Origin of the sequence: Pantoea sp. SO10 (assembly GCF_005281435.1) — a bacterium.
GTDB lineage: Bacteria > Pseudomonadota > Gammaproteobacteria > Enterobacterales > Enterobacteriaceae > Pantoea > Pantoea leporis.
Map to the genome: position 1 here is coordinate 3328375 of NZ_CP040095.1, position 14584 is coordinate 3342958.

The following is a 14584-nucleotide window of genomic DNA, read 5'->3' on the forward strand; positions in this document are numbered from 1 at the left end:
TTAACCGCCACGCTTCTGGCCGTCAAGCACCTGCTTCAGCTCTTGCGGTCCCTGATAGCCAGGAATCATCATGCCGCTATCCGTGAGAATGGCTGGCGTACCCTGAATGCCAAACAGGATGCCGAGTTTGTACTGCTGCTCGATATTGATTTTGCAGGTCGCTGGCGCATCCATCTGCGGCGCATCGCCTTTCATTGCTGCATCGAAAGCTTTGTTACGATCGGCGCTGCACCAGATGGCGCGCATGGCTTTTTCTACCTGACCATTCAGACCTTCACGCGGGAAGGCCAGATAGCGCACGGTGATGCCGAGCGCGTTGTAGTCGGCCATCTGCTCATGCAGCTTGCGGCAGTAGCCGCAGGTGATGTCGGTGAACACGGTGATGACGTGCTGCTCTTTCGGCGCTTTATAGACAATCATGTCTGGCGCCAGCGCAGTAACTTTTTTGTCCAGCAGCTGGTTGGTAACGTTGATCGGCTGGGTGCCGCTGACATCATACAGCGGGCCCTGAATCATGTGCTTGCCGTCTTCGGAGACGTAAAGCACGCCGCTTTCGGTCAGCACCGTTTTAATACCCGGCAGCGGGGACGGCTGGATTTCAGCCTGCTGCAATCCCAGTTTTTTCAGCGTTTGCTGAATAGCGTTGTCATCGGCATGCGCCAATCCAGTGAATGCACTGACCAGCAGAGCCAGCATCGTTAGCTGCTTTTTCATCTTAAATCCTTGTTACCGCATCTCAAGCGCGCGGATGATGCTGTTGATGTAACAGACGCAGGCGCTCAGTGGCGACGTGCGTATAAATTTGGGTGGTCGAGAGGTCGCTGTGGCCCAGCAACATCTGTACGACGCGTAAATCGGCGCCGTGGTTCAGTAAATGTGTGGCAAATGCGTGGCGCAGCACGTGCGGCGACAGCTTTTCGCTATCGATACCGGCAAGGGTCGCATAGTGTTTAATGCGATGCCAGAAGGTCTGCCGCGTCATTTGCTGCGCGCGTTGGCTGGGAAACATCACGTCCAGCGTTTGCCCGTTGAGCAGCCACGGCCGACCATGTTCCATATAGTATTCAATCCAGTAAACCGCTTCTTCACCTAACGGCACAAGACGCTCTTTGTTGCCTTTACCGATTACGCGCACCACGCCCTGACGCAGGCTGATATCGCTGATGGTCAAACCCACCAACTCCGTTACGCGTAAACCGGTGGCGTACAGCAGCTCCAGCATCGCCTTGTCGCGCAGTTCGAGCGGCACATCAATGCTCGGTGCCTGCAGTAAGCGTTCGACCTGGTTTTCACTGAGATCTTTCGGCAGACGCTGCGGCAGTTTCGGTGCCGACAGCAGCGCGCTGGGATCGTCGCTGCGCACTTTTTCCCGATAGAGGTATTGGCACAAGCGGCGAATGGCGCTGAGGGTGCGCGCCGAGCTGGTGGCTTTGTAGCCGCCCTCAACGCGTTCGGCAAGAAACTGCTGCAAATCAAGCGCTTCAAGCGTTAATAGCGTGCGATCGTGGTGATGCAGCCAGCCGGTGAGCGTTTGCAGATCCTGCCGGTAAGAGGCGAGCGTGTTCTGCGCCAGATTACGCTCAATCCAAAGCGCATCCAGAAACTGTTCGATCAGATCGCTGTCCTGCACTGTACTCTCCGCCCGTGTGAAATCGTGCTCATTATGCCTGAAAGTAGCCTGCTTCTGGTACAATTGCCCCCGAGTCAGGTTCAGACAGAGCATTAATTGCATGAATATCGGTTTGTTTTATGGTTCGAGCACCTGTTACACCGAGATGACGGCGGAGAAGATTCGCGACTTTATCGGTGAAGAATTAGTCACGCTGCACAATTTGAAAGATGACGATCCGTCGCTGATGGAGCAGTACGATTTGCTGATCCTTGGCATTCCGACGTGGGATTTCGGTGAGTTACAGGAAGATTGGGAAGCGATTTGGCCGCAGATTCCGGCGCTGAATTTGCGCGGAAAAATCGTGGCGCTTTACGGCATGGGCGATCAGGGCGAATACGCCGAATGGTTCCTTGATGCGCTGGGCATGCTGCACGAACTGCTGCAGCCGATGGGCGTGCAGTTTGTGGGTTACTGGCCGCTGGAAGGCTATGAGTTCACCAGCAAAAAACCGCTGACCGCCGATGGCACGCAGTTTGTCGGTTTGGCGCTCGACGATGTTAACCAGTTCGAACAGAGCGATGAGCGCATTGAGCAGTGGTGCGAACAGATTCTGACGGAAACCGCAGCGCTGCTTTAAGGCAGCGTTTGACCATCCCTTAGAAAACAGCAGGCGCGCAGCGTGCGCCATTCACCGGGCGGCAGGTTGTCATGCATTAACCACAGCCGCCAGCGTTTTCCCTGCTGATTACGCAGCACCAGCAAAACGCCATACGGCAACCAATCCGCATTACGTTCCGCTCGCCAGCGCACGCCGCGCCACAGCCAATTGCCCGTCACGTCCAGCCCCAAATGACCTACGCGCTGTACCAAACGGCGCTCGTTACGCCAGCACTCCGCCAGCAGCAGCACTAACACCGGCGCTTTGCTCCACGCCCACGCGTCAGGCCACTCCAGCGCCAGCAGCAAACCGGTGCACAGTAGAGAAAGCGTCACATTCAGTGCGCGCGCACTGCGTGACGCTCGCAGATCACATTGCCACCGGACCGCGTTCACGGTTACGCTGCTGAATCAGTTTCACCATACGTTTGAACTCGGGATCAACCGGTTCACCGTGATTCATCAACCAGTTGAACAGATCGGGATCGTCACTCTTTAGTAGCGCGATAAAAACCTGCTTATCGGTGTCGTTCAGCGAATCATATTCAAATTTGAAAAACGGCATGATAGCCATATCCAGCTCCAGCATGCCGCGACGGCATGCCCATTGGACGCGGGCTTTGTCGTTAATTTCCATGTCTCAGGTTCCATGACTAAAAACAGTGGGGCTCAGTGTACCTGCTTTTTTTTCTCGCTGCAGGCGCTGTGCTTAACCCTGTGCAATACCTCGGCGTTACATCCCCCAGTTTGCAATGGGTATCACGCGATTTGTGCGCCATATTCAGTAAACAGGTTGCAAAGCCGCACTGCTCTTTTACCATTGCAACCTATTACCTCATTAATCAGGAAAGAGACATGTCGATTTTTACCCTTCCACCTCGCCAGCCTGCTGCATCGTCACGCCTGCCTTTAACCCTGATTTCGCTCGACGAATGGGCGCTGGTTAAGGTGCAAGGCAACGACAGCACGTCTTATCTGCAAGGTCAGTTGACGCTGGATGTCGCGGCGATGGGCGAGACGCAGCATCGTCCCGCCGCGCACTGCGATGCCAAAGGCAAAATGTGGAGCAACATTCGTCTGTTCCATCGCAGCGAAGGTTACGCTTACGTGGTGCGTCGCAACCTGCGTGAGCAGCAGCTTACCGAACTGAAGAAATACGCGGTGTTCGCCAAAGTCACCATCGTGGCTGACGATGAAGCGGTGCTGCTCGGCGTTGCCGGTTTCCAGGCGCGCGCCGCGCTGGCAGGCGTATTCAGCACACTGCCGGATGCCGAAACGCCGGTAGTACAGCAAGGTGAGAGCACGCTTTTGTGGTTTGATCAGCCAGCCGAACGTTTCCTGCTGGTGACCACGCCAGAACAGGCGAATGCGTTGAAAGAGAAACTGGCGGGAGAAGCGCAGTTCAACGACAGCCTGCAATGGCTGGCGCTGGATATCGAAGCCGGCATTCCGGTGATTGAAAGCGCCACCAGCGCGCAGTTGATTCCACAAGCCACTAACCTACAGGCGCTGGATGCCATCAGCTTCAAAAAAGGGTGTTACACCGGCCAGGAGATGGTGGCACGCGCCAAATTCCGCGGTGCGAACAAACGCGCACTCTATTGGCTGGCAGGTAAAGCCAGCAAAGTGCCGGAGGTTGGCGGTTCGATGGAGCTGCAGATGGGCGATAAATGGCGTCGCACCGGCACCGTATTGAGCGGTGTGCAGCTGGATGACGGCAGCGTTTGGGTGCAGGTGGTGATGAATAATGATTTGGAGCCGGATAGCGTATTGCGCGTGGAAGGCGACGAAAGTGGCAAATTGACCATTCAGCCGCTGCCGTATTCATTAACCGAATAATTGCGGGCCGGGTCCGTACTAAACACGTAAGGTCGCCATTTTCGGCGACCTGGATTGAGCTTACATCACGTAAAAATAAATCGCGCAGAAGTGCAACACGCTGCCGCCGAGCACAAAACCGTGCCAGATGGCGTGACTGTAAGGAATACGGCGCGAGACGTAGAATATCACTCCTAGCGAATAGACAATGCCACCGGCAGCCAGCAGCCAAATCCCGCCCGGCGACAGTTTGATCGCCAGCTGATAAATCACCACCAGCGACAACCATCCCATACCGAGATAGGTCACCAGCGACAGCGCTTCAAAGCGGTGGGCAAAGGCGATTTTAAACAGAATACCGGCCAGCGCCAGGCTCCAGATCACCACCATTAAGCCTTGTGCTAGCGGCGAATTGAGCCCCACCAGCAAGAACGGCGTGTAAGTGCCAGCAATCAACAGATAAATGGCGCAGTGGTCAAATTTCTTCAGCCAGTATTTGGCTTTTTGATGGGGAATGGCGTGATACAGCGTTGAGGCGAGATAGAGCAGAATGATGCTGCCGCCGTACAGGCTGTAACTGGTAATCGCGGTAACGTTAGCTTGGGATTCAACGGCTTGTGTCAACATCAACACCAGGCCAATGATGCCGAAAATGCAGCCGATTCCGTGGCTGATACTATTGGCGATCTCTTCGGCCAATGAGTAGCCCTGGGCAATAACTGGGGTTTGTACCATGAGGGGATTCCTGAACAACGGAAAAAGCGAGTGTGCTATTTCTGAGCAACCAGAGTAACCGGGATAATTTTCAGAGTACACATGTACGCTAAAATAAATCTGTGAGTGGGTGTGACAGGCGAGGGTTTGAATGAATCGGTCGCCATGCATGGCGACACTCCGCACGGATACTGTTTTATGGGGTCGGTATTGATACCGGCTTGGTGATTATCGTCCGCCAGCCGCATCGATAAAGGTGCCCGTCACGTATGACGCGGCATCGCTCGCTAGCCAGGCAATTGCTGCAGCAATCTCTTCTGCCTGGCCGCCGCGTCCCATTGGCAATGCGCTCGCCAGGCGATCGACTCGACCCGGCTCGCCGCCATCGGCGTGCATGTCGGTATAAATAAGGCCAGGACGCACGCTGTTGACGCGAATGCCTTGCGATGCCACTTCCAGCGACAACCCTTTAGTCAGCGTATCCATCGCCCCTTTTGAGGCGGCGTAATCCACATATTCGCCTGGCGCACCGAGACGTGACGCAGCGGATGACACATTGACGATGGCGCCCCCATTGCCGCCATGATGCGTGCCCATGCGTTTTACCGCCTCACGACAGCAGATGAACGTGCCGGTGACATTGGTGGCGAACACGCGCTGAATACGTTCGGCATCCAGATCTTCCACCCGACATTGGGTAAACAAAATACCGGCATTATTCACCAGCACTCGCAGCGCGCCCTCTTGCTGGTCCAATTCGGCAAACATACGTATGACCTGCGCTTCATCGCCAATATCGGCCTGCAGCGCAAACGCACTGCCGCCCTGCGCTTCAATCTCTGCCACCACGCTTGCCGCTTCGGCTGCACGCTGACGATAGTTGATCGCCACGCGATAACCCGCCTGCGCCAGCAATAGTGCGGTTGCGCGTCCAATGCCGCGGCTACCGCCGGTAATCAAAGCCAGATCCATTTTTGCCTCCACAAAAAAGGGCCGAACAATCGGCCCTTTCATAAATATCACCCGCAACTTTAGCCTAAATAATTTGAGATACAGCAAGGCGGCAAGTTCGTTCATCCCCGGGAGCTTACATCAGTAAGTGACCGGGGTGAATGAGCGCAGCCAACGCCGCTGTGGCTCAAAGTATGACGGCTAAATTATTGGTATTCGCTCATTGGTACACACGAACAGAAGACATTGCGATCGCCAAATACATCATCCAGACGTTTCACCGTCGGCCAGTATTTGTTGGCGCTACCGGCCGGGAATACGGCCAGCTCACGGGTATACGGATGCGCCCAGTCGCCGACGATTTCTGTCTGCGTGTGCGGTGCGTTCACCAGCGGGTTATCTTCCAGCGGCCATTCGCCATCGGCAACGCGATCGATTTCCATGCGAATAGCCAGCATCGCATCGATAAAGCGATCCAGCTCGATTTTGCTTTCCGATTCCGTGGGTTCAACCATCAGCGTTCCCGCAACCGGGAATGACATCGTTGGTGCGTGGAAACCGTAATCGATCAGACGCTTAGCAATATCCAGCTCGCTGATACCGGTCTGCTCTTTCAGCGGACGAATGTCGAGAATACATTCGTGCGCCACGCGGCCATCGCGGCCGGCATACAGAATCGGATAGGCCGATTGCAGACGGCTGGCAATGTAGTTGGCGTTCAGGATCGCCACCGAACTCGCTTGCTTCAGACCTTCTGCGCCCATCATACGGATATACATCCAGCTGATTGGCAAAATCGATGCGCTACCAAACGGTGCGGCAGATACCGCGCCCTGCTGTGTCAGCACGCCATCAATTTGCACCACGCTGTGACCTGGCACGAACGGTGCCAGATGCGCTTTCACGCCGATTGGGCCCATACCCGGACCGCCACCGCCGTGCGGGATACAGAAGGTTTTGTGCAGGTTAAGGTGCGATACATCCGCGCCGATGTAACCTGGCGTGGTGATACCGACCTGCGCATTCATGTTGGCGCCGTCGAGATACACCTGGCCGCCGTGCTGATGCACGATCTGGCACACCTCGCGAATGGTTTCTTCATAAACGCCGTGTGTTGACGGATAGGTCACCATGATGCACGACAGCTGCTCACCCACCTGCGCGGCTTTCTCACGCAGATCGCCAAGATCGATGTTGCCTAGTTTATCACACGCCACCACCACAACTGACATGCCCGCCATCTGCGCCGATGCCGGATTGGTGCCGTGCGCCGAGCTCGGGATCAGGCAAACATTACGGCCGCCTTCGTTACGACTTTCGTGGTAACGACGAATCGCCAGCAGGCCGGCGTATTCGCCCTGCGCACCTGAGTTGGGCTGCATGCACAGCGCATCGTAGCCAGTCAACTGCACCAGCCATTGCGACAACTGGCCAATCATCTGCAGATAACCCGACGCCTGCTCAGCCGGGCAGAATGGATGCAGTTCGGCAAATTCCGGCCAGGTGATTGGAATCATCTCCGCCGCGGCGTTAAGTTTCATGGTGCACGAACCGAGTGGGATCATCGCCTGGTTCAGCGCCAAATCTTTTTTCTCCAGGCTGTGCATGTAGCGCATCATCTCAGTTTCGCTGTGATGACGGTTGAACACCGGGTGCGTCAGGAAGGCGCTTTCACGCACCTGACCAGCCGGAATCGCACTGTTTTCTGCAGCAACAGCGGCATCCAACGCATCAATGTCCTGACCGTGCGCATCGCCCAACAGAATGGCGAACAGCGCCAGCACATCTTCACGGGCGGTGGTTTCATCCAGCGTAATGCCAACCGCATTGTGGATATCGCTGCGCAGGTTGACGCCGAAGCTCTGCGCGCGGTTCAGCACCGCCGCTTTATCGGCCACTTCAACCGTCAGCGTATCGAACCAGCTGTTGTGGCGCAGCTTCAGGCCACCGTTTTGCAGGCCCGCGGCCAGAATGCTGGTCAGACGGTGAATACGTGAGGCAATGCGTTTCAGGCCAACCGGACCGTGATACACCGCGTAGAGACCGGCGATATTAGCCAGCAGCACCTGCGATGTACAGATGTTGGAGTTGGCTTTCTCACGACGAATATGTTGCTCGCGGGTTTGCATCGCCATACGCAGCGCGGTGTTCCCGGCGGCATCGCGCGATACACCAATAATGCGACCAGGCATCGAGCGTTTGTGCTCGTCGCGGCTGGCGAAGAACGCGGCGTGTGGTCCGCCGTAACCCATCGGCACGCCGAAACGCTGGGCAGAACCAAAGACGATATCTGCGCCCTGCTTGCCTGGCGCTTCTAGCTGCACCAGCGCCATGAAATCTGCGGCGACGCTCACCACCACTTTGCGGCTTTTCAGCTCGGCAATCAGTGAACGGTAATCATGCACTTCACCGTGCGTACCCACCTGTTGCAACAGCACGCCAAACAGATCGTCGTGATCCAGCGCCTTGTCAGCACGATCAATAATCAGTTCAAAACCAAAGGTTTCTGCGCGAGTCCGCACCACATCCAGCGTCTGTGGATGGATGTCATCGGCGATGAAGAATTTGGTGGCGGTTTTCAGTTTGCTAACGCGCCTGGCCATCGCCATTGCTTCGGCAGCAGCGGTCGCTTCGTCCAGCAGTGACGCGGAAGCGATGTCCAGACCGGTCAGATCCAGTGTCAGAGTTTGGAAGTTGAGCAGCGCCTCAAGACGGCCCTGCGACACTTCTGGCTGATACGGCGTATACGCGGTGTACCAGCCTGGATTTTCCAGCATATTGCGCAGGATGACGGGCGGCGTGATCACCGCGCTGTAGCCCATGCCGATCCAGGATTTGTAGCGTTGGTTCTGACTGGCAATGGCTTTCAGCTCTGCCAGCGCTTGCTGCTCGGTCGCCGCAATGCCTACTGCAGGCGGGCCTGGCAGTTGGATGTCGGCAGGCACAATAGAACTGATCAATGAGGAAAGCGAACTGGCACCAATCGCTTCCAGCATTAAGGCCTGTTGTTCCGGCGTAGGACCGATGTGGCGCTCAATGAAAGCACCGTTGTGTTCAAGCTGGCTGAGAGTCTGGGTCATTTGCAGTAAATCCTGAATCGGGCTGGGTTACAAAAATGGCGTTAAATCAGGCAGATAAAAAAGAAGGCGACGCAGCGCGCCACCTTCTGCCACTACCGGTTACTCGTCGATTGCGGCTTTATAGGCATCGGCATCCAGCATCGCGTCGAGTTCTGATTCGTCGCTGGCTTTGATGCGGAACAGCCAACCATCGGCGTACGGCGCGCTGTTGACCAGCTCTGGCGAATCGCCCAGATTGTCGTTCACCGCCACAATCTCACCGCTCAGTGGCGCGTAGATGTCTGAAGCCGCTTTCACCGACTCCGCAACGGCGCAGTCATCACCGGCCGAGAAGGTGGCACCGACGTCTGGCAGATCGACAAACACCATATCGCCCAGCAGTTCCTGTGCGTGTGCGGTGATACCCACAGTGAAGGTGCCGTCGGCTTCTTTACGGACCCATTCGTGGCTATCGCGGTATTTCAATTCATTTGGCACATTGCTCATTGGCCATTTCTCCTGAAAAAAAAATTACTGGGCAACCGGCTTACCGGCGCGAACAAAAATCGGTTTGGTGACTTTCACTGGCATTTCACGGTTGCGGATTTCCACAATCGCCTGCTCACCAATGCCGGCTGGCACACGCGCCAGCGCGATGCTGTAACCCAGGGTTGGTGAGAAGGAACCACTGGTAATAATACCTTGCTGCGGCTGACCTTGTTGATCGGTGAAGCGCACCGTTAACCCGTTACGCAGCACCCCTTTCTCGGTCATCACCAGGCCAACCAGCTTTTCGGTTCCGTGCTCGCGCTGCGCTTGCAGGGCATCACGGCCAATGAAATCGCGATCGGCAGGTTCCCAGCTGATGGTCCAGCCCATATTGGCGGCGAGCGGCGAAACGCCCTCATCCATCTCCTGACCGTACAGGTTCATGCCCGCTTCCAGACGCAGCGTGTCACGCGCACCGAGTCCAGCCGGTTTAACGCCTGCGGCCAACAGCTGCTGCCAGAAAGCGGCGGCTTCAGTCGCTGGCATGGCAATCTCATAACCCGCTTCGCCGGTGTAGCCGGTGGTAGCGATAAACAGGTTTTCGGCCTGCACGCCAAAGAAGGGTTTCATGCCGGCAACGGCATCACGCTGAGCGGCGCTCAACAGCATTTGTGCTTTCTGCTGCGCGTTTGGACCTTGCACCGCAATCAGCGCCAGATCGTCACGTTCGGTCAGCTCAACACCAAACGGCTGCGCATGCTGTTTAATCCAGGCTAAATCTTTCTCTCGCGTAGCGGAGTTCACCACCAGACGGAAGAAATCTTCGCTCATAAAGTAAACAATCAAATCATCAATGACGCCAGCAGAGGCATTCAACATGCCGGTATACAGGGCTTTGCCCGGCTGGGTCAGCTTGGCGACATCGTTTGCCAGCAGATAGCGCAGGAATTCGCGGGTGCGTGCGCCGTGCAGATCGACGATGGTCATGTGGGAAACATCAAACATGCCGGCATCGTTACGCACCGCGTGATGCTCATCCATTTGCGAGCCGTAATGCAGCGGCATCATCCAACCGTGGAAGTCCACCATGCGTGCACCGCTTGCCTGATGCTGTTCGAATAGAGGCGTTTGCTGAGTCATAACCATCCTGTGAAGACAAGTGAGTGTGACGCGCCTGCGTCGCCTAATGAGGCTGACGCAAACGTTCTCTTTGTGCTGAAGTTATCACCTAATGTGGCAATTAACCATGAGGAAAACGAGGGCGAAACACTACCACCTTTCATCAAATCATCGAACAACGCCCAGCATAAATCACTGCATTATTGTGATTAGCCTCGCACAAAATACGACTAAATTACTTTCATGCAGCAAATTTAGGGAATACACGCCACAGGATTAAGAAATGGTCCGGCATGCGCAGGGCTATGACATAAATTAATCTAATGCGAATTAAGGCGTCAAATTAGAATAAATCAAACGAGGCGCGATCGCGGTGCATCGCTGCATCATTGGGGTGCAGGAAAGAAAAACGGCGCCCAATTGGGCGCCGTCAGCTGAGATGATTAGCGTATCCATCTGGGTAGATCGTTAAGCCCCATCGCCTGTTTCAGCATCAGCGGTTTAACGCCAGGTAACGTGTCGGCGAGCTTGAGGCCAACATCACGCAGCAGCTTTTTCGCGGGATGGGTGCCAGCAAACAGCTCGCGGAAACCCTGCATCCCCGCCAGCATCATCGCCGCACTGTGCTTGCGGCTGCGCTCATAGCGACGCAGATAGAGATGCTGACCAATGTCTTTGCCTTCCTGATGCAATCGACGAATTTCACCAATTAATTCAGCCGCATCCATAAAGCCGAGATTTACGCCCTGCCCGGCCAGCGGATGGATGGTGTGGGCGGCATCGCCGACCAGCGCCAAACGGTGCGCGGCAAAGTTACGCGCATAACGTGCCGTCAACGGGAAGGTTTTACGTTCACTCTCGACCTGACACAAGCCAAGACGCATATCAAACGCCACCGACAGCTGCTGATTAAATAGCGCTTCCGGCATCGATTGCAGGCGTGCCGCTTCCTGTGGCGCGAGCGACCAGACGATCGAGCATAAGTGTGGATCCTGCATCGGCAGGAACGCCAGAATACCGTCGCCGTGAAACACCTGACGCGCAATCGCATCATGCGGCATATCGGTGCGGATGTTCGCCACCAGCGCGTGATGCTCGTAATCCCAGAAAGTCAGCGGAATATCCGCTTTATCGCGCAGCCACGAATTCGCGCCGTCGGCCGCCACCAGCAAACGTGCGCTCATCATGCTGCCATCCTGCAACGTAATGAAGGCTTCGTTGTCGCCAAACGCTACTTGCTGCAGCTGCGCCGGGGCAAACAGCGTGATATCGCTACTCTGACTGGCGCGCTGCCACAACGCGCTATGAATCACTTCGTTTTCAATAATATGGCCAAGATGCGATAAACCCTGCTGCTCGTCATCAAAGCTGATTGAGCCAAAGCTGTCCTGATCCCAAACTTCCATGCCGTGATAGGCGCTGGCGCGCAGCGCCAGAATGCTCGACCAGACATCGAGCTTTTGCAGCAGACGTTCACTGGCAGCGTTGATGGCGGAGACGCGAATCGACGCATTGGCCGCCGGATCAAACTGTGGCTCGGGTGCTTTTTCCAGCACGGCAACGCGTAAGCCGCTGCCTTGGAGTCCGCAGGCGACGGCCAAACCCACCATGCCGCCTCCGGCAATTGCCACATCAAAAGTTTGCATTGCTGCCCCTTAATTCGTGCTTAACGCTTAACCCAGCCGAGCGTGCGCGCGGCAAGTGGATTTCGTAGCCAAGGCAGATGGTCCATCGCCACCAGCCCAAGATTTCGTCCTGCTACCAACGGCGCATAGCGGTTAGCAAACAGTCGGACTAAACCGTCAGTGACGCCAACAGTGGCGGCACGATCGGGCTGACGTCGCGCGGCAAAATGCTGTAATACCGCGAAACTGCCGGGATCTTTCTGCTGACGATATGCGCCTGCCAGCGTTTCCGCCAGCGACATCACATCACGCAGACCCAGGTTGAAGCCTTGTCCGGCGATTGGATGCAGCGTTTGCGCCGCGTTGCCCACCAGCGCCAGACGATGTGTCACCTGACGTTCAGCGGTTTGCAGCGCCAGCGGATAATGCTCGCGTTGACCGGTATGCGTGAAGCGCCCCAGACGCCAGCCGAATGCGCGCTGCAGTTCTTGCAGGAAGGTCGCATCATCCCACTGCTTAATCGTTGCTTGCGCCTCAAGCGGGTGGCACCACACCAGCGACATGCGGTTGCCAGACATCGGCAACAGCGCCAGCGGGCCGTATTCGGTAAAGCGCTCAAAGGCGCGGCCCTGATGCGGCAACTGCGTCGACACGTTGGCGATAACCGCCAACTGCTGATAATCGTCGCGTTGCCAGGTGATACCGCAGGACGCGCCTAAAGGTGAACGCGAACCGTCGGCGGCCACCAGTAATGCGCCTGCCAGCTGTTCGCCGCTGTTCAACATCACCTTCACATTATCCGCCGTACGCGCTACCGAAGTTACATGATCCGGGCAGCGCAGCGTGACGCCTGACGCTTTTTGCAGGCGTTGAAACAGCCGCTGGCCGACATCAAACAGTTCAACCACCTGACCGAGCGCAGGCACCTGATGATCTTGCGCTTTAAGCGAAACAAAGCCGGTATGACCGCGATCGGAAACGTGAATATCGGTGATGGGCGTGGCGCAATCGGCCAGCGAGCGCCACAGATCGATATCCGCTAACTGCTGACAGGTGCCAGCCGCCAGGGCAATCGCGCGTCCGTCAAAGCCAGGATGTGCGCGGCTGTCGGGCTGGCTGCGCTCAATCAGGGTAACCGGCAGTTGGCCTTGCGTCAGATGTGAAATCGCCAGCGCCAGAGTCGCACCGGTCATGCCGCCGCCGGCAATCAAAATGCTCATGCGTGACGTGCCGCCGCCATCAAGGCTTCAATCGCGTCAGCGTCTTTGACTACGCTGTCGGTGAGATTTTCGTTGCCGTCGGCGGTGATGACGATGTCATCTTCGATGCGAATGCCAATGCCGCGATATTGTGGCGGTACTTTGGCATCTGGCGCGATATACAAGCCAGGCTCAACCGTCAGCACCATGCCCGGCTCAAGCACGCGGTCGCGGCTTGGCGTGCCGTAATGGCCGACATCGTGCACATCCAGCCCCAGCCAGTGACTCAAACCGTGCATGAAGAACGGACGATGCGCCTGCTCTTCAAACAGCGTATCGATGTTGCCATCCAGAATGCCGAGATCGACCAGGCCGGTAATCATAATGCGCACCACCTCGTCGTTGACGTCATGGATGCTGATGCCCGGACGAAACATCGACAACGCTTTGTTGAGCGAAGCCAGCACGATGTCGTAGATGGCGCGCTGCGGCTCGCTGAAGGTGCCGTTGACCGGGAAGGTGCGGGTGATATCGCCCGCGTAGCCGTGGAATTCACAGCCTGCGTCAATCAGCACTAAGTCGCCATCGCGCATTTCCGATTCGTTTTCGGTGTAGTGCAGAATACAGCCGTTTTCGCCCGAACCGACAATGGTGTTGTACGAGGGGAAACGCGCGCCGTGGCGATTGAATTCGTGATGAATTTCGCCTTCCAGCTGATATTCAAACATGCCCGGACGACAGGCTTGCATCGCTCGCGTGTGCGCCAGCGCGCTGATTTTTCCGGCGCGGCGCAGAATCTCAATCTCTTCTGCGCTTTTGAACAGGCGCATGTCGTGCACCCACGGACGCCAGTCGGTAACTGTGTTGGGCGCGCTAAGGTTTTGACGGAAGCCGCGACGCAGTTTGTCCAGCGCGCTGAACACCAGCTGATCGGCTTCTGCGTATTCGCCCTGCGCGTGGTATACCACATCCAGGCCGTTAAGCAGTTGATGCAGCTGCTCGCCGAGGTCATCCCACGGCAAAGCGCGATCAACACCCAGTTTCGCCGGTGCGGCATCCTGGCCAAGGCGGCGACCAAACCAGATTTCGGCCGTCAGGTCACGCACGCGATTGAACAGCACGCTGTGATTGTGCTTATCATCACTTTTGATTAAGACCAGCAGCGCCTGCGGTTCATTAAAACCGGTGAAGTACCAGAAGTCGCTGTTTTGACGAAAGCTGTATTCGGTGTCGTTGCTGCGCGTCACTTCAGGTGCAGCAAAAATTAACGCCGCACTGCCTGGCGCCATGCGGGCAATCAGCGCCTGACGACGTTGTTGAAACGTATCCAAGGTAATCATG

At 56.3% G+C, this 14584-nt stretch carries 14 protein-coding genes; 2 read left to right on the forward strand and 12 right to left on the reverse strand.

The features are described from left to right. The gene (gene dsbC / locus FCN45_RS15380; protein ID WP_101761962.1) at nt 1-714 is read right to left on the reverse strand and encodes a bifunctional protein-disulfide isomerase/oxidoreductase DsbC; all 714 of its coding nucleotides are present in this window, start codon (nt 712-714) and stop codon (nt 1-3) included. Nucleotides 715-736: 22 nt separating this feature from the next. Further along, nucleotides 737-1630: a site-specific tyrosine recombinase XerD gene (gene xerD, locus FCN45_RS15385; protein WP_008108233.1), complete on the reverse strand. Its 894-nt coding sequence runs from the start codon at nt 1628-1630 to the stop codon at nt 737-739. Between the two features lie 100 nt (nt 1631-1730). On the opposite strand from xerD, the gene fldB reads away from it, so the two are divergent. Next, complete coding sequence (gene fldB / locus FCN45_RS15390) at nt 1731-2249, forward strand: flavodoxin FldB (protein WP_101761960.1); 519 nt, start codon at nt 1731-1733, stop codon at nt 2247-2249. On the opposite strand, the gene FCN45_RS15395 is transcribed toward fldB, so the two are convergent. Beyond that, on the reverse strand, nt 2246-2605 hold the full coding sequence (locus tag FCN45_RS15395; RefSeq protein ID WP_246862531.1) for a protein YgfX: 360 nt from the start codon (nt 2603-2605) through the stop codon (nt 2246-2248). The two genes, fldB and FCN45_RS15395, sit on opposite strands and share 4 nt — an antisense overlap. Nucleotides 2606-2639: 34 nt before the next feature. Next, nucleotides 2640-2906 (reverse strand): FAD assembly factor SdhE, encoded by a 267-nt coding sequence (gene sdhE, locus FCN45_RS15400; protein ID WP_101761958.1) that lies wholly within the window; start codon nt 2904-2906, stop codon nt 2640-2642. 218 nt (nt 2907-3124) lie between these two features. Between sdhE and ygfZ the strand changes: the two genes are divergently transcribed. Further along, entirely contained in the window at nt 3125-4108 is a 984-nt protein-coding gene (gene ygfZ, locus FCN45_RS15405; RefSeq protein WP_101761957.1) for a tRNA-modifying protein YgfZ, read from the forward strand. A 60-nt stretch (nt 4109-4168) separates the two neighbouring features. On the opposite strand, the gene FCN45_RS15410 is transcribed toward ygfZ, so the two are convergent. The 8 genes from FCN45_RS15410 to pepP all read right to left on the reverse strand — a co-directional run bounded on the left by FCN45_RS15410 (nt 4169) and on the right by pepP (nt 14583). Then, a complete protein-coding gene (locus FCN45_RS15410; RefSeq protein ID WP_110867988.1) occupies nt 4169-4822 on the reverse strand; it encodes a hemolysin III family protein in 654 nt (217 codons plus the stop codon). 207 nt (nt 4823-5029) lie between these two features. Continuing rightward, entirely contained in the window at nt 5030-5773 is a 744-nt protein-coding gene (locus tag FCN45_RS15415) for an SDR family oxidoreductase (protein WP_137386389.1), read from the reverse strand. A 185-nt stretch (nt 5774-5958) separates the two neighbouring features. Further along, nucleotides 5959-8832, reverse strand: a complete 2874-nt coding sequence (gcvP, locus tag FCN45_RS15420) for an aminomethyl-transferring glycine dehydrogenase (protein ID WP_137386390.1) — start codon at nt 8830-8832, stop codon at nt 5959-5961. A 99-nt stretch (nt 8833-8931) separates the two neighbouring features. Continuing rightward, nucleotides 8932-9318: a glycine cleavage system protein GcvH gene (gene gcvH, locus FCN45_RS15425; RefSeq protein WP_137386391.1), complete on the reverse strand. Its 387-nt coding sequence runs from the start codon at nt 9316-9318 to the stop codon at nt 8932-8934. Nucleotides 9319-9342: 24 nt separating this feature from the next. Beyond that, nucleotides 9343-10440, reverse strand: coding sequence for a glycine cleavage system aminomethyltransferase GcvT (gene gcvT, locus FCN45_RS15430; protein ID WP_137386392.1), 1098 nt, complete (start codon nt 10438-10440; stop codon nt 9343-9345). 422 nt (nt 10441-10862) lie between these two features. Then, complete coding sequence (ubiI, locus tag FCN45_RS15435; protein ID WP_101761951.1) at nt 10863-12065, reverse strand: FAD-dependent 2-octaprenylphenol hydroxylase; 1203 nt, start codon at nt 12063-12065, stop codon at nt 10863-10865. Nucleotides 12066-12085: 20 nt separating this feature from the next. Continuing rightward, entirely contained in the window at nt 12086-13264 is a 1179-nt protein-coding gene (gene ubiH, locus FCN45_RS15440; RefSeq protein WP_137386393.1) for a 2-octaprenyl-6-methoxyphenyl hydroxylase, read from the reverse strand. Next, a complete protein-coding gene (gene pepP / locus FCN45_RS15445; protein WP_137386394.1) occupies nt 13261-14583 on the reverse strand; it encodes a Xaa-Pro aminopeptidase in 1323 nt (440 codons plus the stop codon). The genes ubiH and pepP overlap by 4 nt, the downstream gene beginning before the upstream one ends. Nucleotide 14584 lies beyond the last annotated feature (1 nt).

What these genes read in the sequence shown, in the direction of transcription:
- gcvP (WP_137386390.1), bottom strand. Translation starts at nt 8,832, where the DNA reads ATGACCCAGACTCTCAGCCAGCTTGAACACAACGGTGCTTTCATTGAG.
- gcvT (WP_137386392.1), bottom strand. Translation starts at nt 10,440, where the DNA reads ATGACTCAGCAAACGCCTCTATTCGAACAGCATCAGGCAAGCGGTGCA.
- dsbC (WP_101761962.1), bottom strand. Translation starts at nt 714, where the DNA reads ATGAAAAAGCAGCTAACGATGCTGGCTCTGCTGGTCAGTGCATTCACT.
- ubiH (WP_137386393.1), bottom strand. Translation starts at nt 13,264, where the DNA reads ATGAGCATTTTGATTGCCGGCGGCGGCATGACCGGTGCGACTCTGGCG.
- FCN45_RS15410 (WP_110867988.1), bottom strand. Translation starts at nt 4,822, where the DNA reads ATGGTACAAACCCCAGTTATTGCCCAGGGCTACTCATTGGCCGAAGAG.
- ubiI (WP_101761951.1), bottom strand. Translation starts at nt 12,065, where the DNA reads ATGCAAACTTTTGATGTGGCAATTGCCGGAGGCGGCATGGTGGGTTTG.
- pepP (WP_137386394.1), bottom strand. Translation starts at nt 14,583, where the DNA reads ATGATTACCTTGGATACGTTTCAACAACGTCGTCAGGCGCTGATTGCC.
- FCN45_RS15415 (WP_137386389.1), bottom strand. Translation starts at nt 5,773, where the DNA reads ATGGATCTGGCTTTGATTACCGGCGGTAGCCGCGGCATTGGACGCGCA.
- gcvH (WP_137386391.1), bottom strand. Translation starts at nt 9,318, where the DNA reads ATGAGCAATGTGCCAAATGAATTGAAATACCGCGATAGCCACGAATGG.
- sdhE (WP_101761958.1), bottom strand. Translation starts at nt 2,906, where the DNA reads ATGGAAATTAACGACAAAGCCCGCGTCCAATGGGCATGCCGTCGCGGC.
- ygfZ (WP_101761957.1), top strand. Translation starts at nt 3,125, where the DNA reads ATGTCGATTTTTACCCTTCCACCTCGCCAGCCTGCTGCATCGTCACGC.
- fldB (WP_101761960.1), top strand. Translation starts at nt 1,731, where the DNA reads ATGAATATCGGTTTGTTTTATGGTTCGAGCACCTGTTACACCGAGATG.